The organism is Streptomyces sp. NPDC087901 (assembly GCF_044742205.1).
Taxonomy (GTDB): Bacteria; Actinomycetota; Actinomycetes; order Streptomycetales; family Streptomycetaceae; genus Streptomyces.
Window position 1 is genome coordinate 62,588 of the sequence record NZ_JBIUUC010000005.1, and the last position, 23,464, is coordinate 86,051.

The 23,464-nt window shown below is 69.1% G+C and carries 20 protein-coding genes; 10 read left to right on the forward strand and 10 right to left on the reverse strand.

The annotated features are described in order from the left end of the window. The 6 genes from mmsA to ACIOEW_RS17485 all read right to left on the reverse strand — a co-directional run bounded on the left by mmsA (position 1) and on the right by ACIOEW_RS17485 (position 5,725). On the reverse strand, positions 1–1,572 hold the full coding sequence (gene mmsA / locus ACIOEW_RS17460; RefSeq protein ID WP_362547178.1) for a multiple monosaccharide ABC transporter ATP-binding protein: 1,572 nt from the start codon (positions 1,570–1,572) through the stop codon (positions 1–3). Then, positions 1,569–2,702, reverse strand: coding sequence for a multiple monosaccharide ABC transporter substrate-binding protein (gene chvE / locus ACIOEW_RS17465; protein WP_362547175.1), 1,134 nt, complete (start codon positions 2,700–2,702; stop codon positions 1,569–1,571). Before chvE ends, mmsA begins: the two co-directional genes overlap by 4 nt. A gap of 472 nt (positions 2,703–3,174) precedes the next feature. Then, entirely contained in the window at positions 3,175–3,444 is a 270-nt protein-coding gene (locus tag ACIOEW_RS17470) for a hypothetical protein (RefSeq protein WP_362547172.1), read from the reverse strand. A 35-nt stretch (positions 3,445–3,479) separates the two neighbouring features. Beyond that, complete coding sequence (locus ACIOEW_RS17475) at positions 3,480–3,899, reverse strand: MarR family winged helix-turn-helix transcriptional regulator (RefSeq protein ID WP_401964960.1); 420 nt, start codon at positions 3,897–3,899, stop codon at positions 3,480–3,482. A 108-nt stretch (positions 3,900–4,007) separates the two neighbouring features. Further along, the gene (gene adhP / locus ACIOEW_RS17480) at positions 4,008–5,033 is read right to left on the reverse strand and encodes an alcohol dehydrogenase AdhP (RefSeq protein WP_401964515.1); all 1,026 of its coding nucleotides are present in this window, start codon (positions 5,031–5,033) and stop codon (positions 4,008–4,010) included. Positions 5,034–5,173: 140 nt separating this feature from the next. Then, entirely contained in the window at positions 5,174–5,725 is a 552-nt protein-coding gene (locus ACIOEW_RS17485) for a GH25 family lysozyme (RefSeq protein ID WP_362547166.1), read from the reverse strand. 160 nt (positions 5,726–5,885) lie between these two features. Here ACIOEW_RS17485 and ACIOEW_RS17490 point away from each other — a divergent pair, with 160 nt between their 5' ends. Next, complete coding sequence (locus tag ACIOEW_RS17490; protein ID WP_401964516.1) at positions 5,886–6,578, forward strand: NADPH-dependent F420 reductase; 693 nt, start codon at positions 5,886–5,888, stop codon at positions 6,576–6,578. A 126-nt stretch (positions 6,579–6,704) separates the two neighbouring features. Here ACIOEW_RS17490 and ACIOEW_RS17495 read toward each other — a convergent pair whose 3' ends face one another. Next, complete coding sequence (locus ACIOEW_RS17495) at positions 6,705–7,589, reverse strand: oxidoreductase (RefSeq protein ID WP_362547160.1); 885 nt, start codon at positions 7,587–7,589, stop codon at positions 6,705–6,707. A 115-nt stretch (positions 7,590–7,704) separates the two neighbouring features. Between ACIOEW_RS17495 and ACIOEW_RS17500 the strand changes: the two genes are divergently transcribed. Both ACIOEW_RS17500 and ACIOEW_RS17505 read left to right on the forward strand, forming a co-directional pair. Further along, on the forward strand, positions 7,705–8,598 hold the full coding sequence (locus tag ACIOEW_RS17500) for a LysR family transcriptional regulator (RefSeq protein WP_401964517.1): 894 nt from the start codon (positions 7,705–7,707) through the stop codon (positions 8,596–8,598). After that, positions 8,599–10,086 carry a hypothetical protein gene (locus ACIOEW_RS17505; RefSeq protein WP_401964518.1) on the forward strand — a complete coding sequence of 496 codons (1,488 nt, stop codon included), beginning with the start codon at positions 8,599–8,601 and terminating at the stop codon, positions 10,084–10,086. It begins immediately after the preceding gene. Between the two features lie 48 nt (positions 10,087–10,134). On the opposite strand, the gene ACIOEW_RS17510 is transcribed toward ACIOEW_RS17505, so the two are convergent. Continuing rightward, the gene (locus ACIOEW_RS17510) at positions 10,135–11,499 is read right to left on the reverse strand and encodes a radical SAM protein (RefSeq protein ID WP_401964519.1); all 1,365 of its coding nucleotides are present in this window, start codon (positions 11,497–11,499) and stop codon (positions 10,135–10,137) included. Between the two features lie 227 nt (positions 11,500–11,726). Between ACIOEW_RS17510 and ACIOEW_RS17515 the strand changes: the two genes are divergently transcribed. Continuing rightward, complete coding sequence (locus ACIOEW_RS17515) at positions 11,727–12,251, forward strand: SRPBCC family protein (RefSeq protein ID WP_401964520.1); 525 nt, start codon at positions 11,727–11,729, stop codon at positions 12,249–12,251. 15 nt (positions 12,252–12,266) lie between these two features. On the opposite strand, the gene ACIOEW_RS17520 is transcribed toward ACIOEW_RS17515, so the two are convergent. Further along, entirely contained in the window at positions 12,267–13,154 is an 888-nt protein-coding gene (locus ACIOEW_RS17520; RefSeq protein ID WP_401964521.1) for a pentapeptide repeat-containing protein, read from the reverse strand. A 163-nt stretch (positions 13,155–13,317) separates the two neighbouring features. Here ACIOEW_RS17520 and ACIOEW_RS17525 point away from each other — a divergent pair, with 163 nt between their 5' ends. The 6 genes from ACIOEW_RS17525 (at position 13,318) to ACIOEW_RS17550 (ending at position 20,692) form a co-directional block, all read left to right on the forward strand. Then, positions 13,318–14,688, forward strand: coding sequence for an FAD-binding oxidoreductase (locus ACIOEW_RS17525; RefSeq protein ID WP_401964522.1), 1,371 nt, complete (start codon positions 13,318–13,320; stop codon positions 14,686–14,688). A 59-nt stretch (positions 14,689–14,747) separates the two neighbouring features. Beyond that, positions 14,748–15,239: a hypothetical protein gene (locus tag ACIOEW_RS17530; RefSeq protein ID WP_401964523.1), complete on the forward strand. Its 492-nt coding sequence runs from the start codon at positions 14,748–14,750 to the stop codon at positions 15,237–15,239. An 88-nt stretch (positions 15,240–15,327) separates the two neighbouring features. Then, positions 15,328–15,555, forward strand: coding sequence for a hypothetical protein (locus ACIOEW_RS17535; protein WP_362547136.1), 228 nt, complete (start codon positions 15,328–15,330; stop codon positions 15,553–15,555). Positions 15,556–15,858: 303 nt separating this feature from the next. Further along, positions 15,859–17,025 carry an L-rhamnose isomerase gene (gene rhaI / locus ACIOEW_RS17540; RefSeq protein ID WP_362547133.1) on the forward strand — a complete coding sequence of 389 codons (1,167 nt, stop codon included), beginning with the start codon at positions 15,859–15,861 and terminating at the stop codon, positions 17,023–17,025. Between the two features lie 63 nt (positions 17,026–17,088). After that, positions 17,089–19,134, forward strand: coding sequence for a bifunctional aldolase/short-chain dehydrogenase (locus tag ACIOEW_RS17545; protein WP_401964524.1), 2,046 nt, complete (start codon positions 17,089–17,091; stop codon positions 19,132–19,134). Between the two features lie 16 nt (positions 19,135–19,150). Next, positions 19,151–20,692, forward strand: coding sequence for a rhamnulokinase family protein (locus tag ACIOEW_RS17550; protein WP_401964525.1), 1,542 nt, complete (start codon positions 19,151–19,153; stop codon positions 20,690–20,692). A gap of 355 nt (positions 20,693–21,047) precedes the next feature. On the opposite strand, the gene ACIOEW_RS17555 is transcribed toward ACIOEW_RS17550, so the two are convergent. Next, entirely contained in the window at positions 21,048–22,622 is a 1,575-nt protein-coding gene (locus ACIOEW_RS17555) for an ABC transporter substrate-binding protein (RefSeq protein WP_401964526.1), read from the reverse strand. Positions 22,623–23,464: the final 842 nt, after the last annotated feature.

The following is a 23,464-nucleotide window of genomic DNA, read 5'->3' on the forward strand; positions in this document are numbered from 1 at the left end:
CTACCTCTTGTCGCTGGTCATATGGCGCATGAGGACCTCCTGGGTGGCCTGCGCGCGCGGGACTTCGCCGGTGAGCCGGCCGGCGGCCATGGTGTAGATGCGGTCGCACATGCCGAGCAGCTCGGGAAGTTCGGAGGAGATGAGCACAACGGCCTTGCCCTGGGCGGCCAGCCGGTCGATGACGGAGTAGATCTCGTACTTCGCGCCGACGTCGATCCCGCGGGTCGGCTCGTCGAGGATGAGGACGTCCGGACCGGCGAAGATCCATTTGCCGAGGACGACCTTCTGCTGGTTGCCGCCGGAGAGGCGGCCCACCTGCTCGAAGACCGTGGGGGTCTTGATGTTCATGGAGGTGCGGTACGACTCGGCGACGCGGGTCTCCTCGTGCTCGTCGACGATCCCGCGCCTCGACACCTTGTCCAGGGCGCCGAGGCTGATGTTGCGGCCGATGGTGTCGATGAGGTTGAGGCCGTACTGCTTGCGGTCCTCGGTGACGTAGGCGATCTTGTGGCGGACCGCCTCGGAGACGGTGCGGGTCCGGATCTCCTTGCCGTCCTTGAGTACGGTGCCGCTGATGTTGCGGCCGTAGCTGCGGCCGAAGACGCTCATGGCGAGTTCGGTGCGGCCGGCGCCCATCAGCCCGGCGATGCCGACGATCTCGCCGCGCCGGGCCAGGACGGAGACGCGGTCGACCACCTTGCGGTGCTGGTCGATCGGGTGGTGGACGGTCCAGTCACGGATTTCCAGGGCCGGGTGCGCTCCCGGGTCGCCTTCGTACGGCGTGCGTTCGGGAAAGCGGTGATCGAGGTCGCGGCCGACCATGCCGCGGATGATGCGGTCCTCGGTGGTCGATCCGGCTCTCACGTCAAGGGTTTCGACGGTCCGGCCGTCGCGCAGGACGGTGACGGAGTCGGCGACCGCCGTGATCTCACCGAGCTTGTGCGAGATGATGATCGACGAGATGCCCTGGCCCTTCAGCTCCTTGATCAGGGCGAGGAGCTTGGCACTGTCCTCGTCGTTGAGGGCGGCGGTCGGCTCGTCGAGGATCAGCAGTTCGACCTTCTTGGAGAGGGCCTTGGCGATCTCGACCAGTTGCTGCTTTCCGACGCCGATGTCCGCGACTCTGGTCTGCGGGTGCTCCCGCAGACCGACCCGGTCGAGGAGGACGGCCGCGTGGCGCAGGGTCTCGTTCCAGCTGATGAAGCCGCGTGTGGCGTGTTCGTTGCCGAGGAAGATGTTCTCGGCGATGGAGAGGTACGGCACCAGGGCGAGTTCCTGGTGAATGATCACGATGCCGCGTGCCTCGCTGGCCCGGATGTCCTTGAACGCGCAGCCCTCGCCCCTGAACCGGATCTCGCCCTCGTAACTGCCGTGCGGGTGCACCCCGCTGAGGACCTTCATCAGGGTCGACTTCCCGGCGCCGTTCTCCCCGCAGATGGCGTGCACCTCACCCTGGGCGACGGTCAGGGACACGTCGGAGAGCGCCTTGACACCGGGAAACGTCTTGATGATGGATCGCATCTCCAGGACGGGTACGGCGGCGGCCACCGGCTCCGCCGTCGGGGCCTTCATCGGAGGTCGCTCTCCTTGATGTAGCCGGAATCGACCAGCTCGGCACGGTAGTTGGTCTTGTCGACGCTGACCGGGTCGAGCAGGAACGACGGGACGACCTTCTTCTCGTTGTTGTACGTCGTGGTGTCGTTGACCTCGGGCTTCTTGTCGTTCAGTACGGCGTCGGCCATCTGGACGGCCTGCTTGGCGAGGGCGCGGGTGTCCTTGTAGACGGTCTGCGTCTGCTGTCCCGCCATGATCGACTTCACGGAGGCGACCTCGGCGTCCTGACCGGTGACGACGGGGTACGGCTTGGATCCGGTGCCGTATCCGTCCGATTTCAGGGCCGAGATGATGCCGATCGAGATGCCGTCGTAGGGGGAGAGCACCGCGTCGACCTCGGCCGATGAGTAGGCGCTGGTGAGGAGGTCGTCCATGCGCTTCTGGGCGGTGCCGCCGTCCCAGCGGAGCGTGGTGATCTGGTCCAGCTTCGTCTGTTTGCTGCGGACGACGAGCTGCTTCTTGTCGATGTACGGCTTGAGCGTCTTCCAGGCGCCCTGGAAGAAGTAGCGCGTGTTGTTGTCGTCGGGCGACCCGGCGAACAGCTCGATGTTGAACGGCCCCTTCTCGGCACCGGACTTCAGCCCCAGCTTGTCGAGGATGTATCCGGCCTGGAGCTCACCGACCTTCTCGTTGTCGAAGGAGGCGTAGTAGTCGACGTCCGGACTGCCGAGGATTAGCCGGTCGTACGAGATGACCCTGATGCCCTGCTCCCCCGCCTGGTGCAGTACGTCGCTGAGGGCGCGGCCGTCGATGGCGGCGATCACGAGGACGTCCACACCCTTGGTGATCATGTTCTCGACCTGGGAGACCTGCTGGTCGACGTCGTCCTCGCCGTACTGCAGATCGGTCTTGTATCCGAGCTTCTTGAACTCGGCCGCCATGTTCCTGCCGTCGGCTATCCAGCGTTCCGACGACTTGGTCGGCATGGCGATTCCGATGGTCGAGCCCTTGCCGCCCGTCTTCTTGGCCTTGCTGCCACCGTCGCTGCTCTGTCCGCAGGCGGCGAGGGTGACGGAGAGGGCGAGCGCGGTGAGGACCGTTGCGGTCCGGGCTACGCGCGGGGCGGACGCGGTTCGTGAGGTGCGCATGGTCGGTCCTCCGGGTGCGAGGGGAGCGGCTGGGCGGGCCGCATTGCCCTCATCGACTGTTCGGTATATCGGACATGGTTCGGCGTGTGCGGCATACGGAGACGCTCGAAAACCTGCCACCTCCGGGCATCCCTCCTGCGCGGCACGACAGTTGAGCTGACCGCTGTTCGAAATTTCGTCATGCGTTCGAAATGTGGGCGTGACGGTAGTGAGAGAGCGGGGAGACTGTCAATGGTTCACGCACGCGTGGTCGAGGCAACTCCCTCGACAGGGGGGCGGTTCCGGCCGAAGTGCCTGCCATCTCCGCCGTTCCGCCCAGCCGGAACGGCGGACCGCCCTCTGCCCGGAACGGCGCAGAACCCATGCCCGCGCCGGTCGCGCCGACACCCGGCATCACCCCGTGGTGCCGGAACCGGCCCGCGCTCGACGCCGCCACCGGATCATCGAGCGGAACCGGCCGGCATGGCGGTGGTCAGCCGGCCTGGCCGATCGCGCCGCGGAGCATGGCCACGGTGGTGGCCGCAGCGGCGCGTTCCGCCTCGTCGCCCGTGGCGCGTACCCGCTCCTCCAGCAGCACGACGGCCGCCTGGAGCACACCCACCCGCACCGGAACGCTCTGCATGGCCGTCAGCACGGCCGCCGCCTGTTCGGCAGGCGTCGCGGTCGCGGCCTGCGGAATGAGGGTGGAGATTCCGCGCCCGAGTGCACGGTCACGAGGCGGCTGAGCCGCGGCAGTGGTCACCGAGGAAGTCTGCCCCACCCGGGGCGCGGAATGGGTCAGCGACTTGGCCGCCGCACCCCTGATCCGCCCTGGAGGTGACCATGAACTCGCGCCAACAGAGCTGTCAGTTGATCGCGTTCGCGCGTGTTCAACGGCTCCAGAACATCGTCCTGCACAGCCGTCGCATCGGCCTGGAGGCTGTCGAGCAGTGCGCGGCCGGCCGGACTGACGGTGACCGTCACTCGCCGCCGGTCGGCCACGTCGCGCGCCCGCTCCACCAGTCCGGCCGTGCCCAGATCGTCGACGATCTTCACCATGTCACTGCGGTCGATGGCCAGTCGCGCTGCCAGTTGCCGCTGCACATGGGGCCCGAAATCCACGAGCGCGGCCAGCACCGCCATGTGCCGGAGCCGCAGGCCGCGGTCGGCCAGCCGCTCGGCAAGCCGGCTCCGGGCCGCCTTGCCGGTCCTCGACATGAGGTAGGTGGTGAATCCCAGGAGACTGGGCGGGATCTCGTTCTCGTTCACATGTATATCGTAGGCGCTTACCAATTATGGGTCAGCACCCACCATTGGAGGAGGGCGTCATGCCGGCTTGCCGCGCAGGTCGAAGACGAGGCGGCCAGACACCCTGCCCCTGAGGACCTCGTCGATCGAGGCGTTGATGTCCGCCAGGTCGCGGCTCTCGCGCACCACACGGGTACGGCCGAGGCCGTGCAGCCGGAAGACCTCGGCCAGGTCCTGCCGGGTGCCGACGATCGAGCCGACGATCTTCGTGCCGTTCAGAACGGTGTCGAAGACCGGGATCTCCAGCCTGCCCTCCGCCGGGAGCGCCACCAGAACGAGAGTGCCGCCCCGCCGCAGCGCCCCGTACGCTGCCGCGAACGACTCGTTGCTCACAGCGAGCGAGATGGCCGCGTCGACGCCGCCGAGACGGCGCGCCTCCTCGGCGACATCCTGGACGCGGGCATCGATCACATGGTCGGCACCAAGCTCCCGGGCGAGGGCCAGCTTCTCGTCGGTCACGTCGACGGCGATGGTCTCCGCGCCGAAGATCCGCGCGTACTGGAGGGCGAGATGCCCCAGGCCGCCGATTCCGGAGACGAGGACCCGGGTCCCGGGCCGCGCCCCGGACAGCTTGACCGCCTTGTACGTAGTGACGCCCGCGCACGTCAGGGGCGCCGCGTCCAGCGGGTCGATGCCGTCGGGCACGGGCACGACGTACGTGCCGTGGGCGAGGGCGTACTCGGCATGACTGCCGTCGACCGAGTAGCCGCTGTTCTGCTGCTCCAGGCAGAGCGTCTCCCAGCCGGAGACGCAGTGGTCACAGTGTCCGCATGCCTCGCCGAGCCACGGGATGGCCACCCGGTCCCCCACTGCGAGATGACCGACCTGGTCACCTGCCGCCTCGACGATGCCGATGCCCTCATGGCCGGGGACGAACGGCGGACTCGGTTTGACCGGCCAGTCCCCTTGGGCCGCATGGATGTCGGTGTGGCACAGCCCTGAGGCCTCCATGCGGACCAGGACCTGATGTCCGGCCGGGGTGGGTACCGGCCTGTCCTCGACAACCAGGGGCTCGGTGAAGCTGCGGACAACGGCGGCTCTCACGGGTGCTCCTCCGCTTCGATGTACGCGCCCGGCCGGCGCCTCTCGCACAGACCGGATGCGCAAGGCTCGAAACAGGATATTTCGATTGGCTGGTTCTCGCCTTCCCTCCCCTTCCCTCCCCACCCCCGCCCCGCCGGTCGCTACCCCCGTGCCCAGGTGCGCATGGCCGCCCGCGAGGAGAAGGCGGCGACATCCTTGTCAAGTGGCTGATCGGTGTACTGGTGGATACGCCAGGAAGCCTTGATGCGCGGCTTTCCGGCAGTGACGTAGTCGGCGATCCAGAGGCCGTCCCCGGCGTACGACGTGGTGTCGTGATTCAGCCAGAAGTAGCGGTTGCAGTAGAGCAGGACCTTGTGATGCGGCCGCAGCCGTTTGACCTCGCGGATGAAGCGGTCCTTCTCGGCATTGCTCGCATGGGTGCCCTCGCTGTTCTGCTCCCAGTCGACGGCCAGCAGCTCGCCCGCCTTTTCCGGCGCCCTGCTCAGGAAGTATTCCGCCTGCGCCGTGATATTCCCCGGCCAGAGGAAGTGGTAGAAGCCGACCACACATTCCGCGTCGCGGGCACGTTTCGTCTGCGCGGCCAGACGCGGATTGACGTACGAACGGCCCTCGGTGGCCTTGATGAGGACAAAATCCCGCCCGTCCGTTTCGAAGGACGACTGATAGGCGCTGACGTCGACACCGTGCAGCATGGGTACCGCCTCACACATGATCCGGGTGATTCCGTTTCCTTCTCTGTTACGTGCCCGCAGCCTGGGGGTCCCATCCGTCCGACGCGCCGGGAAATCAATGTGCCGCCGCACGGAATAGCTTCCGGGAGGGCGGAGTTGGTGAACCGACGAGAGCCCTTTCATGTACCGAACGCACCATCGGAAGGTCACACCCATGAAGATCGGCATCATCGGGGCAGGGAATATCGGAGGCAACCTCACCAGGCGCCTCACTGCGCTCGGGCATGAGGTGTCCGTAGCCAACTCGCGTGGTCCGCAGACGCTCACCGCACTCGTGGAGGAGACCGGCGCGACCGCCGTAACCGCCGCCGAGGCGGCGAAGGGCGCGCAGGTCGTGGTCATCACGGTCCCGCTCAAGGCCGTCCCGGCTCTGCCCGGCGGCCTCCTCGCCGGGGCCGCGGAGGGCGTCGTGGTCATCGACACCGGTAACTACTACCCGCGCGAGCGCGACGGCCGCATCGCGGCGATCGAGGACGGACTGCCCGAGAGCCTGTGGACGCAGGGGCAGATCGGTCACCCGGTCATCAAGGCGTTCAACGGGACGTACGCGCAGGACATTCTCTCCAACGGCCTGCCGAGGGGCAGCGCGGACCGTCAGGCCCTGCCGGTGGCCGGGAACGACGCTGCGGCGAAGCAGGTGGTCCGTGACCTGATCGACGAGCTGGGCTTCGACACCGTGGACGCCGGCGAGCTCGACGAGTCGTGGCGCCAGCAGCCGGGCACGCCGGTGTACGGCAACCGAGGTGATGTCGCGGCGATCGAGAAGGCTCTGGCCGCGGCGTCCGCCGAGCGGACCGCCGAGTGGCGGGCCTGAGATCCTGTGCGGCGCGCGGGTGCGATGAGGTGCAGACCTCGTCGCACCCGCTGCGCCGGCGGGGTGCAGCCCCCTTCGCGCCCACCTCGTCGGCAGGGCGCACACGCCATCGCACCCGCCCCGCCGTCAGTCGTCGAAGCCGGTGCTGCGGCTGATCCTCTCCCAGGCCAGCACCTCGGTGCGGGCGGTGTCGAGGCTTGCGAGGACCGCGTCCGTCGCGTCATTTCCGAGCGGCAGCCGTAGCGGGGTGTCCTGGGCGGCGAGCGCGGTCAGGATGGCGGCCGCCGCCTTGTCCGGGTCGCCCTCCTGCTTCCCGTCGGAACCCGGCAGGTTACTGCGGACCGGGCCCACCGTCTCCTCGTAGGCCGGAAGGGCCGCGGACTGGCGCAGGGCACCGCCGCCGGCGAAGCCCGTCCGGAACGACCCGGGCTCCACGATCAGCACCTTGATCCCGTGCGGGGCCACCTCGGCAGCCAGCGCCTCCGAGAGGCCTTCCAGGGCGAACTTCGTCGCCGAATAGGCGCCGACGCCGGGGAACGTGAACCGGCCCCCCATGCTGCTCATCTGGACCACGGCACCCGAACCGTTGCGCCGCATGTGCGGCAGCACGGCCCGCACCAGCGCGGCGGGCCCGAAGAAGTGCAGGTCCATGAGCGCGCGCAGCTCGCGGTCGCTCGTCTCCTCGACTGCGCCGATCAGCCCCATCCCCGCGTTGTTGACCACCACGTCTATCCGGCCGTACCAGAGCACGGTGTCCGCGACGACATCCGCGATGCGCGCCGTGTCGGTGACGTCCAGCTGCACGGCGACGGCCCGGTCGGGGTGTGCGGCCACCAGGTCGTCGAGCGTCTCCGGCCTGCGGGCCGTGGCAACGACGGTGTCCCCGGCCGCGAGAGCGGCTGTGGCGATGGCACGTCCGAAGCCGGAGGAGGCCCCGGTAATCAGCCAGACGCGGCCCGGCGCGTGGTCGCGGGCGGCGGCTGCCTCGTGTGCTTCGTGTGCGCTGGTCATGTCCAACTCCTGTGGTTCACAGTGGCGTTGCGGTGACTCAGTTATGTCATCCGGCTCCCGCGACGGTCCAAGACAGAGACTCGTCGGATCGATAAGCGCGCTTTATGATCGCTGCATGGAGCTGCGTCAGCTGCACTACCTCACCGTGATCGCCGAAGAGGAGAACCTGGGACGGGCCGCCAGGCGGCTGTTCGTCAGTCAGCCGGCTCTGTCGTACGCGCTCAAGAGCCTTGAGTCCGAGCTGGGAGTGCGGCTCTTCGACCGTCACGCCGGTGGCGTGACGGCCACCCCCGCGGGCCGCGACGTGGTCTCCGAGGCGCTGCTCACGGTCCGTCAGTCCGAGCGTGTGACGGCCGCTGCCGAGCGGCACACCCGAGGGGAGACCGGCGTGCTGCGGGTGGGATTCGAGGCGAGTGGCGCGGGCGAACTGACCACCCGGGCAAGGGCGGAGTTCGCCCGGCGCCACCCCGGGGTCCGGGTGGTGCCCAGGCGCTACGACTGGGGGCAGGAGGCCGCCGCGCTCCGGGACGGTCTGGCCGACGTCGCCTTCGTCTGGCTGCCCAACGATCTCACCGGCCTGCACAGTGAGCCGGTGCACACCGAGCCGCGCGTCGTGGGTCTGCCGGCCGGCCATGCGCTGGCGTCCCGATCCGGTGTCTCGGTGCTCGAGGTCGGGGACGAGCCGTTGCTGTGGACGGAGCGGGCGCCTCGCGAGTGGGTGGACTGGTGGGCCGTCAATCCCCGTCCGGACGGCTCGAGTCCACGTTGGGGTCCGACCAACGACAACGTCGAGGAGATGCTGGAACAGGTGGCGGAGGGAGCCGCGATCTGCTTCGCTCCCCTGAGCATGGCGCGGTACTACGCGCGGCCTGATCTCTCCTGGGTCCCGCTGACGGACGTGGAGCCGCTGCGCGTGGTGCTCGCCTGGGCGGCCGGCACGGACAACGAACTGGTCCGGGGTTTCGCCGGCGTGGTGCGGGAACTGGCCACCCTCCGGGCCGATGAGTGAATGACGTGGCCCGAGGTCCTCGCCTCCGGAGCGGCGGGGCAGGGCGGTTGCCCCCGCACCACGATTCGTGGTGCGGGGTACGGGGACGAGTCGAGGCGGGCCATGCGGGGCTATACCGGTGCGTTGTTCGGATTTCTGGCGTTCGCCACGCTCTGCTGTCTTCCGGTCCCGGTGGCCTTCGTGGTGGCGTACACCGCCTGGAGCGAGGGGGAGGACTGGGCCTGGATCGCGCTCGTCGCAGCGCTGGCCGGCTCGGTCCTGATCGTTGGCACGGCTCACAGGTACGCACGGAATCAGCATCCCCGGATCACACGACGGGACCTCGTGAAGGAGGAGAACTTCTCCTACGGGGAGGAGACCTTCGTGATGTGGGCTCCCCGGTCCCCGAAGGGGTCTCCCCGGGCGCGGCTGGTCCGGGCGGACGTCCTGGAGGCGTCCCTCGTGCAGTACAGCCCCGAGGGCAGCACGGGCTTCACTACGTACGGGAACGACCACACGCCTGACGAGTTCACACCCCTGATACGACTGAGGCTGCGGGTCCACGACGCCGGTGACGCCGGTGAGGCCGTCGATTCCGCCGGGTTCGAGCTGACGGACGACTGGCGGGTTCCGTCCGTCTGCCTCTCGGCCGTGACAGCGGGCCGCCTGGCCGTACTCGTCGAGCCGGACGGTCCACGGGCTCACGGGAAGGTGACCCCGCTGTGGCCGGGCAGTGCTCTGCTGGCCGGCACACGGACCTGCAGGGTGGTCGACCTCGAAGGGCGGCTGAGCGATGCGACCCGGCGGCCGGACCGGCTGTTGCGCCAGATGCGGATCTCGCGGTCGGCGGGAGGCATCGCAATGGCCGGTGACACCATCGGCCTGCGCCACCTGGACGCACCGACGGCGGCGCGGTACACCGCCGTGGCCGAGCGGGACCGCGCCTTCCCCGAGGCACGGGCACCGGTGAGCGAACCGGGGGAGGAATCCCGGTGGCTCGTGAACAGCCTCCCGGGCGAGCGGGCGGCGTTCGGTCACGTCGGCCGGTGGTCGCGCCGTGGTGGCGTCCTGGTCCGCGCCCGGTTTCTGGAGATGCGCGCCACGCGCACCTTCCAGGGCCACGGCCCGGTCCTGGACACGGTCATGCGCATCCAGCCTGCGGACGGCACACCGCAGTTCGACGCCGCCCGCCGCCTCACGGTGCCGATGAACTATCTCGCCGTCCTGCACCGCACCAGGGAGGTCGTCCTGCTGGCCCATCCGAACGGCGGGTCGTACCTCGTCGACTGGGCCCGCACCAACCTCCTCGCCGGCACCACCGCGGCCGGGGTCATCGCGCCCGACGGCCGGGAACTCCCCCTGACGGGACGCCCTGACGTGGTCTGGTCCCTGATGAACCTGCTGGCCACCCACGGCGTCTCGAACCCGGCTCCGGTCCTGGACCTCCGCCGACGCCGGATGAGCGCACTGGCGGGGGCGGTCCTGGAAGCCGTGCCGGAGGTGGCGTAGCGCCTCTCCGGGAAGCACCGGCCCAGCCCGGTCCGGCCTCTCGGAGCATCAAGGCGACAGGTCCTGGGCCGGGCCCTCCTGACGGGCCGGCAGGCTGTCCATGAACGAGCTGACGGAGAACACCGCCTGCCCGGGGCCGGGCAGGCCGTAGCCGGGAGGCGAGCTGAGCCCGTACTCCTCCATCGTCGCGCGGTACGCCTCCAGCAGCCGGATGTGGTACTCCAGCGGCGCACCGTCCGGGTTGGTCTTGCCGAGCGGTGTCGTCGGTTCGGGGCACCAGGTGGTGAAGCGCGGGGTGATGCCGTGCGACATGAAGAACCGCAGGCCTTCGGTGGTGGAGTCGATCGCCTCCTTCACCGTGGTGAAGCCGAACGGCTCGGCCATCTCCACACCCGCGACGAAGTTGGGGATGACGTTGCGGGCGCCGAAGACGTCGGCGGAGTCCAGGATGCGGCGGTGCCATTCGTCGCGGCCGACGTAGCGCTCCTTGCCGGGGCAGTAGAGCTCGAACAGCCGGCGGTCCCACACCTCGTAGTTGGGGTGGTAGATCTGCACGCCGTAGTCGTGGAAGCGCTGGACGTCGGACTTGGGCAGGGCCTGGGCGACGACCTTGCCGATCCAGCGGCCGGGGAAGCGCTCCTCGATGGCCTTGGCGTACTGGCCGTAGAAGTCGGCCTCGTCGCGTCCGCCGATGTGGGAGGTGATGGCGCCGCCGGTGAGGGTGTAGGCCGTGGAGGTCTTCGCCGTGTCGTACCGGTCGATGATGGCCAGTGCCTCCAGGACCTCCTCGACAGGCTTCACTCCGGTGTAGGGGCGTCCCGCCGCCTTGTGCTGGCGCCAGTTGTGGTTGATGTCGCAGTACTGGCACTCCTCCTTCGCGCCGAAGTACTGGCAGACGCGGAAGACCGTGAGGTAGACCAGGTATCCCCACTGGATGGTGGGCGCGACCTCCATGACCGACTTGCCGTTGCCGAGGGTGTGGCGGTAGTAGTCCGGCATCGGAGGCAGACCTACGTCGGAGATCCGCCGGCCGTCGAGGTACAGCCCGAGCACACCGTCGTCGTCGGCCGCCACGCGGTAGGGGGACGCCGGGTTGACCCGCACGGAGACGACGGTGCGCCGCAGTTCGTGCGGGCCGCCGGTGAGGACGATCTCCTCGGGCGGCCGGCGCAGCGCGGCCGCGCCGAGCTCGGGAAGGGTGCCGTGGTCGAAGGAGAAGATGAAGTACGACTTGGGCTTGACGTCACCCCCCTCGTTGTCGCTGAGCGCGGACTCGTCGAAGGCCAGGCCGCCGCGCAGCAGGTCCTCCTTGATGACGGCCTCCCGCGGTACGTGCGGGAACTGCTCCATGAGCCGCTCGATCAGTCGGGTGCGGCTCGTGTCGGTACTGCCGGGGTCGGTACGGCTGGGCATGTGCGGGCTCCTGGATCCGGTCGTCGAAGGTGATGCGGGCAAGCCGTCCTGTCCAACGAACCGGAGCCGTGAAGCGTTCGCGCTCCGGTCCGGCGGAATGGCCGGAACCCGCCGCGGAGGCCTAAGTGACCGGTGAGTAAGGTGTGGGACCCGGGAGCCCGTCGGCCGTGCGGCCGTTCCGACGCCCCGGTGGTTACCGCAGTCGGCCGCGGAACGGGAAGTGCCTCATGCCCCGCACCATGTCCGTGTCCGACAGCATCGTGGTTCTCGCCGAACCCTCGTTCGTGTATGAGCGGTTGAGCGACCCCACGGCGATGGGGAGCTGGAGTCCGGAGAACAGGGGCGCGAAGGTGCTCGGTGAGCGTCGGGGCGCGTACGTCGGGATGGTCTTCGAGGGCCGCAACAAGCGCGGGGCCATGCGCTGGACGACCCGGTGCACGGTGACGGCTGCCGATCCGGGTGAGCGGTTCGCTTTCCGCGTCCATGCCATCGGGGCCAAGCGGCCGCGGCTGCCGGGCTCGATAGCCACCTGGGAGTACCGCTTCGAGGCCGTGGACGGCGGCACCAGGGTCACCGAGATCTGGACCGACGACCGCCGTGCCTGGCCGGACTTCCTGGCCAACGCCTTCGACCGGGCGGCGACCCGGGGGCACACCTTCGCCGAGTTCCAGCGCGGCAACATCCGCACCACGCTCCAGCGCCTGAAGGCGGCGCTGGAGGCCCCGGTGGACGACGAGGCCCCCCGGGCATGACGCGATGGCGGTCCTTCACCTCACCCAGTGCGCGGGACGCACGAGCGAGGGAGGAAGCCGGGTGGCGCCGTTCCCCCTGGCGGCGTTGAGCTGGGACTGCGTCAGGAAGAGCGCACCGGTCAGGTCGGTGCCCGACAGGTCCGCATCCCGGAAGTCGGCGCCGATGAGATCGGCGAGCCGCAGGTCGGCGCCGGAGAGATCCGCCGCGATGAGGTAGGCGCCACGCAGATCGGCTCCCCGAAGATCCGCTCCCCCCAGACGGGCGGCGATCAGATCCGCTCCGCGGTGGCTGCGCTTCTTCTTGCGGGGCGCGGTGGCGCGCACGAGTTCGCTGGTGCGCGCCAGCAGGGCGGCGACCTCGTCCCGGTGCGCTGCCACGTCCAGGCCGGCGAAGGCGTCGGCGTCGAGGCGGGTGAGGCGTTCGGTCGCCTCCAGGGTGCGCCGGATCTCACCGTGGAGGGAGCGGGCCGGTGCCAGGGTCGCCGCCTCCGTGAGGTACCAGAGGAGTTCGTGGAGCTGTCGCACGACCGGGAACACCTGAAACATCTGCTGGGCGCTCTCCGGTGCCGTACGCCAGTCCCGGCCGCCGAAGGTCTCCCCCGACACCTTCTGGCCCGCCCCGAAGCAGTCGTACACGGTGCAGCCGGCAAAGCCTTCGGTGCGCAGGCGGGTGTGGATGCCGCAGCGGAAGTCGTCCTGGAGGTTGCGGCAGGGTTTGCCGGCGTCCTTGTTGATGGCGAAGTCCGCTGACCGGGTGAGGGTCAGCGCGACGCAGCACAGTCCGAAGCAGTTCCCGCAGTCGGCGCGCAGAGCGGCACGGCCGGTGCCCTCCGCGCGGTCGGTGCCGGGGACTTGGTCTTTGTCGGGCACGGTACGTGGAGTCCTTCGGTGTGCGTGGTCCATGAGCGGCCGAGCCTACCGAGGTTCGGTGTGCCCTGCCACGATGTGCCCTCATCGGACGGCTCCCCCGGTGCCCGGCCGCCACGGACCGGGACCGCCCACGCCTCCCGGCGACACCACGGACCATAATGATGGGTAATACATCTTTTGGGAGGTGGCCACCATCGTGGCGAACGCACCAGTCGACAGCATTCCGGCCCAGCGGGTGCTGACCGATCCGGCGGGCCTTGCCCGGTACCAGCACGACGAGGCCGAGTGGGCTCCGTACGGGACTCCGCTGGCAGTGGTGCGCCCGCAGAACACCGAAGAGGTGCGGGACGTGGTGCGCCACTGCATCACCCATCACATCCCCTTGGTTCCGCGCGGTGCGGGCACCGGCCTGTCCGGGGGCGCGAACGCCGTCGACGGTGCGATCGTCCTGTCTTTCGAGGACATGAACCGCATCGTCACCATCGACGGCGCGGAGCGGCTGGCCGTCGTCCAGCCCGGTGTGGTCAACGACGATCTGCGCGCGGCGAGCGCCGAGCACGGGCTGTGGTACCCGCCGGATCCGGCCAGTTCGCCCTGGTCCACCATCGGCGGGAACGTCGCGACCAACGCCGGGGGCATGTGCTGCGTCAAGTACGGCGTGACGCGCGACTACGTCCTGGGTCTGGAGGTCGTCACCGGACTCGGCGAAGTCGTTTCGCTCGGGCGCAGAACCGCGAAGGGCGTGGCGGGGTACGACCTGGCCGGGCTGATGGTGGGTTCCGAGGGCACGCTCGGAGTCATCACGGAGATCACGGTGCGTCTGCGGCCGGCGCGGCTCCAGGAGCGGACGGTGGCGGGGTACTTCTCGTCCGTCGTCGCCGCCGGCGAGGCGGTGAGCGCCGTGACCGCGTCCGGTGTCATCCCCTCGGCGCTCGAACTCGTCGACCGCCACTGCCTGGCCGCGGTCGACGCCTGGAAGAAGATGGGCCTCTCCGCGGACGCCGACGTGGTGCTGCTCGGTCGCGTCGACACCCCCGGCGCCGAGGGTGACGCCGAGGCCGAACTGGTGCGTGAGTGCTTCGACCGCGCCGGGGCGACCTGGGCTGCGGTCTCCACGGACCAGCAGGAGGCGGACGCACTGTTCCAGGCCAGGCGGCTGGCCTATCCGGCGCTGGAGCGACTCGGTCCGGTGCTGACCGAGGACGTCTGCGTGCCCCGTACCGCGGTGCCGGAGATGCTGGCCCGGATCGAACGGACGGCGGCCCGGCACGACATTCTCGTGGCCAACATCGCGCACGCGGGAGACGGCAATCTCCATCCCCTGATCATCACGCCGCCCGGGGACGAAGCCGCACGCGCCCGCGCCCAGCTCGCGTTCGAGGACATCCTGGACGACGCGATCGCGCTCGGCGGCACGGTCACCGGTGAACACGGGGTGGGGCTGCTGAAGATGCGCGGCATGAACAAGGAACTGGGCCCGGCCGTGCTCGGGATGCACCACGCGGTGAAGGCGGCGCTCGATCCGCACGGCATCCTCAACCCGGGCAAGGTGCTCGGGAGCGCCTGACCCGGTTGTCAGTGGGGCGGCGCACACTGCACCCATGCGGTACGGCGAAGGGGAGTCGGATGAGCGCCGAGGAAGAGACCGGTTTCGAACCTGCCACCGGGGACGGCCCGCCGTCCCCGGCGCCGGCCGAGCAGCGGGCTGCCTCGGTGCGGACCGCTTTCGCCGGGATGCTGCAGATCCGGCGTCTGACGAACACGGGGCACTCCGAGCCGGAGGCGGTTCCTGCGGCGTGGGAACTGCACAGGACGGTACGGGCCGTTGCCCTGGCCCTGGAAGCATCGGGCCTGTCCGCGTCCGCCGTTGACGCGTCGGGCCGGCGCACGGCCACGGGCTTCCGGGTGGCGGCGGGCGACTCACCGGCCACTGCACGGGTGGAGTGGCTCGGCCCGCCGGGCAGTGGCGCGGCACACGAGGAGGAGGGTGAGCTGACCCGGTGTGCGGCGGTACTGCGGGAGTTGGGCTGGACCGCCCTGCTGTACCGCGGGCCGCGCCGCCACCGGTTCCTGGAGGTGGAACCCCCGGTGGGTACGGCTCGGCCGGACAGCCGGTAGGAGGCGTACCGCAGCCGTCGCCGAGGGACGTTGTCAGACCCATGAGGGATGCTTGTGGGTCCGACACCTCTGACCTGGAGATGCCCAGATGCGCAATGACGAACTCGCCGCGGCGCAGGCGTACGTCCGTTTACTGGAGGCGACGCGGGCGGCGCTCTCCGATCCGGACGACGCCCCGCTGTACATGGCGTTGCTCGCCTCACCGATCGAGGAAGCGGACGGCGCGCTGCGGCGGGCGGGGCTCTCGGGCAATGAGTCCCGTTTCTTCGACCTCGTACGCTCGCTCCAGCCCAGCATGTCGGACAGCGGGCACTGAACCGCGCCGAGCGGAACACGGCCGCACGGCATGCGCGCAGAGGCGGCCTCACAGGCTTCCGGGAAGCCGTCCACCTCGCTCTGACGGGCCCGCCCCGCCCTTGATCTCCGGGACGGGCCGGGCCCGTCTTCGGCCGGGACGCCCCGATCCGTGGTGAATTGATTCAACCCTGCGCCCTCCCAGATGAAGAGCGCCTGACCGCTTGACTAGTGAGCGTCGGCATACCTAGCGTACGTTCGGATGAAACGATTCACTTCATTCTGACGATCACGGTCGTCGGATGACTCTGCTTACGAGGTGTTCATGTCTGATGTGTCGGCCGTCAAGGCAGCCCTGAAGTCCCAGGTGATCGAGACCCCGTCGTGGGGCTACGGCAATTCCGGGACCCGGTTCAAGGTGTTCGCGCAGCCGGGGGTGCCACGCGACCCGTTCGAGAAGATGGAGGACGCCGCGCAGGTGCACGCCTTCACCGGCGTGGCCCCGAAGGTGTCGTTGCACATCCCCTGGGACAAGGTCGCGGACTATGCCGCCCTGACCCGCCACGCCGAGGGGCTCGGGCTGCGGATCGGCGCCATCAACTCCAATGTCTTCCAGGACGACGACTACAAGCTGGGCTCGGTCACCCACCCCGACGCGGCTGTGCGGCGCAAGGCGACCGACCATCTGCTGGAGTGCGTCGACGTCATGGACGAGACGGGTTCACCCGATCTCAAGCTGTGGTTCTCCGACGGCACGAACTACCCGGGGCAGGATGACATCGTTGCCCGTCAGGACCGGCTGGCCGAGGCACTGGCGGAGGTGTACGAGCGTCTCGGCGACGACCAGCGGATGCTGCTGGAGTACAAGCTCTTCGAGCCGGCCTTCTACACGACGGACGTGCCCGACTGGGGCACGGCGTACGCACACTGCCTCAAGCTCGGCCCGAAGGCCCAGGTCGTCGTGGACACCGGGCACCACGCCCCCGGCACGAACATCGAGTTCATCGTGGCCCTGCTGCTCCGGGAAGGGCGGCTCGGCGCGTTCGACTTCAACTCCCGCTTCTACGCGGACGACGACCTGATGGTCGGGGCCGCCGATCCCTTCCAGCTCTTCCGGATCATGCACGAGGTCGTCAAGAACGGCGGCCTCCGCTCGGAGACCAACGTCAACTTCATGCTCGACCAGTGCCACAACATCGAGGCGAAGATCCCTGCGGTGATCCGGTCGGTCGCCAATGTGCAGGAGGCGACGGCCAAGGCGCTGCTGGTCGACACGGCCGCGCTCGTCGTCGCGCAGACGTCGGGTGATGTGCTCGCGTCGAACGCCGTGCTGATGGACGCCTACAACACCGACGTCCGGCCGCTGCTGGCCGAGGTGCGGGAGGAACAGGGCCTGGCAGGCGACCCGTTCGCCGCCTATCTCGCCTCCGGCAACCAGGAGCGCATCGCCGCCGCCCGGGTCGGCGGCACCCAGGCCGGCTGGGGCGCCTGACCCCGGTTGCGCCCGTACGCCGCTGCCCGTCGACCACGCACTTCTCGTCCCGAAGGAATTGCCATGACGTCCCCGACGCACGCCGAAGTCGCCGCGCTCCTGGAGCGCGCGCACCGGATCGGATCCGACCCCCGCAACACCAACTACGCAGGCGGCAACACCTCCGTGAAGGCCGCCGGCGCCGACCCGGTCTCCGGTGGCGAGACCGAACTCCTCTGGGTCAAGGGCTCCGGGGGTGACCTCGGCACTCTCAAGGAGGAGGGTCTCGCCGTGCTGCGCCTGGACCGGGTCCGCGCGCTCAAGGACGTGTACCCGGGAGTGGAGCGCGAGGACGAGATGGTGGCGGCCTTCGACTACTGCCTGCACGGCAAGGGCGGCGCCGCACCGTCGATCGACACCGCCATGCACGCCCTGGTCGAGGCGGCGCACGTCGACCACCTGCATCCGGATTCGGGAATCGCCCTGGCGTGCGCGGCCGACGGGGAGAAGCTGACCGCCGACTGCTTCGGTGACAGAGTGGCCTGGGTGGGCTGGCGCCGGCCGGGCTTCCAGCTCGGGCTGGACATCGCCGCCGTCAAGGAGGCCAACCCGCAGGCCGTCGGCGTCGTCCTGGGCGGTCACGGAATCACCGCCTGGGGCGAGACGTCGGACGAGTGCGAGCAGAACGCCCTGTGGATGATCCGTACGGCCGAGACGTTTCTCCAGGAGCACGGCCGGCCCGAGCCGTTCGGGGCGGTGCTCCCCGGCCGGGCGGCGCTCTCCGCGCGGGAACGCCGGGAGCGGGCAGCGGCGCTCGCCCCGGTGATCCGCGGACTGGCGTCCAGCGACCGCCCCATGGTCGGCCACTTCACCGACGCCGAACCGGTGCTGGACTTCCTGTCCCGCACCGAGCATCCGCGGCTCGCCGCCCTGGGCACCTCCTGCCCGGATCACTTCCTCCGTACGAAGGTCACCCCGCTCGTCCTCGACCTTCCCGCGGACGCACCCGTCGTGGACGCCGTGGAACGGCTGAAGACGCTGCACGGTGAATACCGCGAGGCGTATCGCGCGTACTACGAGCGGCACGCCGTCCCCGGCTCCCCCGCCATGCGCGGCGCGGATCCGGCGATCGTCCTGGTGCCCGGAGTCGGGATGTTCTCCTTCGGCAAGGACAAGCAGACCGCCCGCGTCGCCGGAGAGTTCTACCTCAATGCCATCAACGTGATGCGTGGCGCCGAGGCCGTCTCCACGTATGCGCCGATCGAGGAGTCCGAGAAGTTCCGGATCGAGTACTGGGAGCTGGAGGAGGCCAAGCTGCGCCGGATGCCGAAGGCGAAGCCGCTGGCCACCCGGGTCGCGCTGGTGACCGGGGCGGGTTCGGGGATCGGGCGCGCCATCGCGCACCGGCTGGTGGCCGAGGGCGCCTGTGTGGTCGTGGCGGACCTGAACGCCGAGAACGCGGCCGCGGTCGCGGAGGACCTCGGCGGACCGGACCGGGCCGTGGCCGTCACCGTCGATGTCACGAGCGAGGAGCAGATCGCGGAGGCGTTCGCGGCCGCCGTGCTGGCGTTCGGCGGGGTGGACCTCGTCGTGAACAACGCGGGCATCTCCATCTCCAAGCCCCTGCTGGAGACGACAGCGCGTGACTGGGATCTTCAGCACGACATCATGGCGCGCGGCTCGTTCCTGGTAGCGCGCGAGGCCGCACGGGTCATGCAGGCGCAGAACCTCGGCGGAGACATCATCTACATCGCTTCCAAGAACGCCGTGTTCGCCGGCCCCAACAACATCGCGTACTCGGCGACCAAGGCCGACCAGGCCCATCAGGTACGGCTGCTGGCAGCCGAGCTCGGCGCAGACGGCATCCGCGTCAACGGCATCAATCCGGACGGAGTGGTGCGGGGTTCGGGGATCTTCGCCGCGGGCTGGGGCGCCCAGCGGGCGGCGACGTACGGCATCGAGGAGGAGAAGCTCGGTGAGTTCTACGCCCAGCGGACGCTGCTCAAGCGCGAGGTGCTGCCCGAACACGTCGCCAACGCCGTGTTCGCTCTGACCGGCGGCGACCTCACCCACACCACAGGTCTGCACATTCCGGTCGACGCCGGCGTGGCTGCCGCCTTCCTGCGATGACCCGGACACGATCCCCATGGCTGTGAACTCCATCGACACCGCGCCCGGCGAAGCCGTCTTCGCCGCCGTGGACCTCGGCGCGACCAGCGGCCGGGTGATCACCGGCCGGGTCGGGCCCGGGACGCTCGAACTGACCGAGGCGCACCGGTTCGCCAACACACCGGTGCGCCTGCCGGACGGTCTGCGCTGGGATGTACTCGCTCTGTACCAGGGCATGCTGGACGGGCTCCGGGCCGCCGGCCGCTCGGGTCCCGTCGCCTCCATAGGCGTCGACACCTGGGCGGTGGACTACGGGCTGCTGGACGCTGACGGAGCTCTGCTGGGTCTGCCGTTCCACTACCGGGACGAGCGCAACAGCCGGGCGTCGGAGCGGCTGCCGGACGGCTGCGGTGTGCGGGAGCTGTATGCGGTCAGCGGTTTGCAGCACCTGCCGTTCAACACGGTGTTCCAGCTCCTCGCACACCGGGCGACGGCCCAGTGGGGAACGGCTCGGACTCTGCTGCTCATGCCGGATCTGCTGGTGCACTGGCTGACCGGATCGGTGGGCGCGGAGAGCACGAACGCGTCCACGACCGGTCTGCTCGACGCACGCAGCGGTGACTGGTCCCCAGAGCTGATCGGGCAGTTGGGGCTGGAGCGGTCGCTCTTCCCGCCGCTGCGCGAGCCGGGCGATCCGGCGGGGACGCTGCTGCCGCACGTCGCCGAGTTCACCGGTCTGCCGGCGGGCACTCCGGTGACGACGGTCGCCTCGCACGACACCGCGTCGGCGGTCGCGGCAGTTCCGGCCACGGAAGCGGAGTTCGCGTACATCTCCTGCGGCACCTGGTCGCTGGCCGGGCTGGAACTGGATGCTCCGGTGCTCTCCGAGGAGTCCCGGGAGGCGAACTTCACCAATGAGCGCGGGGTGGACGGCACCGTCCGCTATCTCCGCAACATCATGGGGATGTGGCTGCTGGAGGAGTGCCGCAGGGTGTGGGACCGCGCGGGCATGCCTCTCGGCCTGGCGGGCCTGCTTGCCGACGCGGCCGCGTCGGAGCCGTTCGCCGCGGTGATCGACCCGGACGACGCGTCGTTCCTCGCACCGGGTGACATGCCGGCCCGGATCGACGCGTATCTGCTGCGGACGGGGCAGACGCCGCCACGGACGCCGGGCGGGTACGTGCGCTGTGTGCTGGAGAGTCTGGCGCTGGCGCACCGCAGGACGTTGCGCAGAGCAGCCGAGCTCGCCGGGCGGGACCCGGTACGGATCCACCTGGTCGGCGGCGGTTCGCGCAACGAGCTGCTGTGCCAGTGGACGGCCGACGCGAGCGGCCTTCCGGTGACGGCGGGACCCGCGGAGGCGACGGCTCTCGGCAACATTCTGCTCCAGGCCCGCGCCCATGGCCTGGTGGGTGACCTCGCCGGTCTGCGGCGGCTGGTCGCCCGTACCCAGGAACTGCGGCTTTACGCGCCGCGGGGGGACCGTCGTGCCTGGGACCGCGCCGAGGCGCGGCTCGGGCCCTCGATCGGTTGCGTGGACACGGGAGCGACGGCCGGGCCGAAGGGAACGGAGGTCTGACCGTACCCCGGCCGGGACCGTCGGCGTCCGACCGCTGTCGCGGCGGAGGCCGGCGGCTGTCCGGCCGGGGCCGGGCGCGATCGGAAGCCGTCTGCGCGGCCAGCCGGAGCCGCAAGCGGAGACCACGTTCCCCCGGGCATGGCCGGTGCCGGACCAGGCGTCGAAGGGGCAGCGCTGCAGCCCTGGTGCTGCCATCGCCGAACTCGCTGCCGCAGCAGTAGCTCCCGCACCAGCACCCGTGAGCGAGTACAAGACGGCGACTTCCACGGCCTCACCGCCTACGGACACGTTCGCTGCATCTTCGCGCCCCACACGTTGAGCACCGCAGAGCTTGATCCACTTTCTGCGACACGCCTCAGTAAGCAGTGCTGAGTTCCCAGAACCGGAAGACGGTCGAGGTGTCCAGACAGTTCTGCAGGCCTCGGACGTTCTCGTGGGCGACCGCGTACTGCTTGCCCTGCCAGAGCGGCAGAATCGGCAGCTGATCCGCCACGATGTCCTGCAGCTTCATGTACTGCGGCCGCGTGCTCGCGCGATCCGTCATGGACGAGGTCCGCGGGATGATCCGGTCGACGATCTCCTCGTTGTCGTAGTTGTTCGACAGGACGTTGCCCTCGCCGAAGAACGGCTGGGTGAAGTTGTCCGGATCGGGGTAGTCCGGCACCCAGCCCTTGACGTAGATGCCGTACTTGCCTTCGGCGATGCCCTTCTCGTACTCGTCGAAGGGGACGGACTTCATGCGGGCGTCGAAGAGCCCGCTCTGGTTCAGCTGATCGGCGATGGTATGCAATTCGTCGTCGGTAGCGGGCCCGTACCGGCTCGGGGTGGACCAGAGGGTGAGTTTCACCTTGTCCGCTATACCGGCGTCCCGCAGCTCCGCCTTCGCCTGTTTCGGCTTCGGGCTGTCCCCGTAGGTGTCGAAGAAGGAGGTGCCGTGGCCGGTGATGCCGACCGGGATGACCGAGTAGAGCGGTGCCGCCGTGGACTGATAGACCTCGCTGACCAGGGCGTAGCGGTCGACGAGGTAGGCGATGGCCTTCCGGACGGCGAGCTTGCCGACGACCGGGTCGTCAACGTTGAAGACCATGTGCTGGACTTCGGCGCTGTTGCCCTGGACTACCTCGATGCCACCCTTCTCCGCGGTGGACGAGGTATCCAGAGCGGCTATCGCTTTGGCGCTGAGGCCGCGGTAGGCAATGTCGACGTCGCCCTTCTCAAGAGCCGACTGGAGGGCCTGCTGGTTACCTCGGAAGAGCTCCAGGGTCACGCCCGAGTTCTTCACCTCGGCGGTTCCTTGATAGCCCGAGTAGACCGAGAAGACGGCTTTCCCCTTGTCGATGGAGTTCAGCTTGTAGGGACCCGAACCGACCGCCTCGCCACCCTCGAGCAGGCTGTCCTCGGGGTAGACCTGATGGTCCACTATGGAACCGCCCCCCGAGGCGATCTTGCTGGGGAACGTCGCGTCGGGCACCTTGAGGCGGAAGACGACGGTCTCGTCGTCCGGGGTGCTGATCGACGAGATCGTGGAGAGCAGCGGCGCGGGGCCCGCCGGGTCGTTGATCCTGATCGTCCGCTCGAAGGAGTACTTGACGTCCGCCGAAGTGAGGCTGTTGCCGTTGCTGAACTTCAGCCCGTCACGCAAGGTGCAGGTGTACGTTTTGCTGCCGTCGGAGAACTTGCACTCCTCGGCAGCCTCCGGCACGGGAGTGGACGCTCCGGGCGGGAAGCTCAGCAGGGACTGGAAGACGTTGTTGAACAGCAGCCAGGAACCCGGGTCGTATCCCGAGGCCGGATCCGTGGCGAGGATGTCGTCGGACATCCCGACGACCATCCTGCTATCGGAGCCCTGGGAGCTGCAAGCCGTCAGTAATAACATCGCTGCCAGTCCCCCGGCGATCAGGGTGCTCGGCCGCCTCGTACGAACCTTCACAGAACGTTCCTCATGCTTTCGGCCGGCCGCGTGGGGGGTGTCCCCGGACAACCGGATCAGGTCGGAAACGAAAGCGAACACCGCGACCGTCCCGCACTGTCGGCCCGACCGGGCTCGATTGCGGACCGACGGACTGCCCGGACTCGGTGTTCGCCAGGAACTCTTTACATGATGACTGACCACCAAATGCCAGTCGGTGAACTGCAGTTGGCAGGTCGATATCAATCTCGTAGTGATGTTGACAATCTACTTGTATACCTCGATGCGCGCTGTCACATCGTACGGAAAAAAAATCTTCATCCAACAGCCCGCGAACCCAATGGGCTCAGCCCTGCGACCTGGTCTGTCCGGATACCTCAGCGATTTACCCCTTCAAGCCGGACGCTTCGTACCTCTGTATAACCTGTCGGTGTATACGAACAGATTGAGGGTCCTCAGGTGAACGCCGGACGATCCGATATCGCAATCGAGTTGCCCGAAGGTTCCGGGTGGGACTGGAATGTCCTCGCCTGGGACGGTGGTCGATTCCGGCTTGCCGAGGGGCCGGCATCACCTCTCACCACGACCTGGAACCGACCTTCACCAAGCCGGCCTTCGTCTGCCGCGCCGCGCACTTCGAAGATCCCGTCTTCCGCACAGTCACATCCGAGGAACTGCCGGCTCTCTCCCGCCGGTTCGGTGGATGCCCACCCGTAGTGGTCGCCTTCGAAGCGGACGCCGGCGGGGTGGACCCCGTCACCAGTGCCCCGCCTGCCAGCAGCTCAGCATCGTGCGCGAGGAGGGCTTCGTCTGCGTCTTCTGCGATGAGGCCCTGCCGAGGGAGTGGAACGTGGACCGGCCCG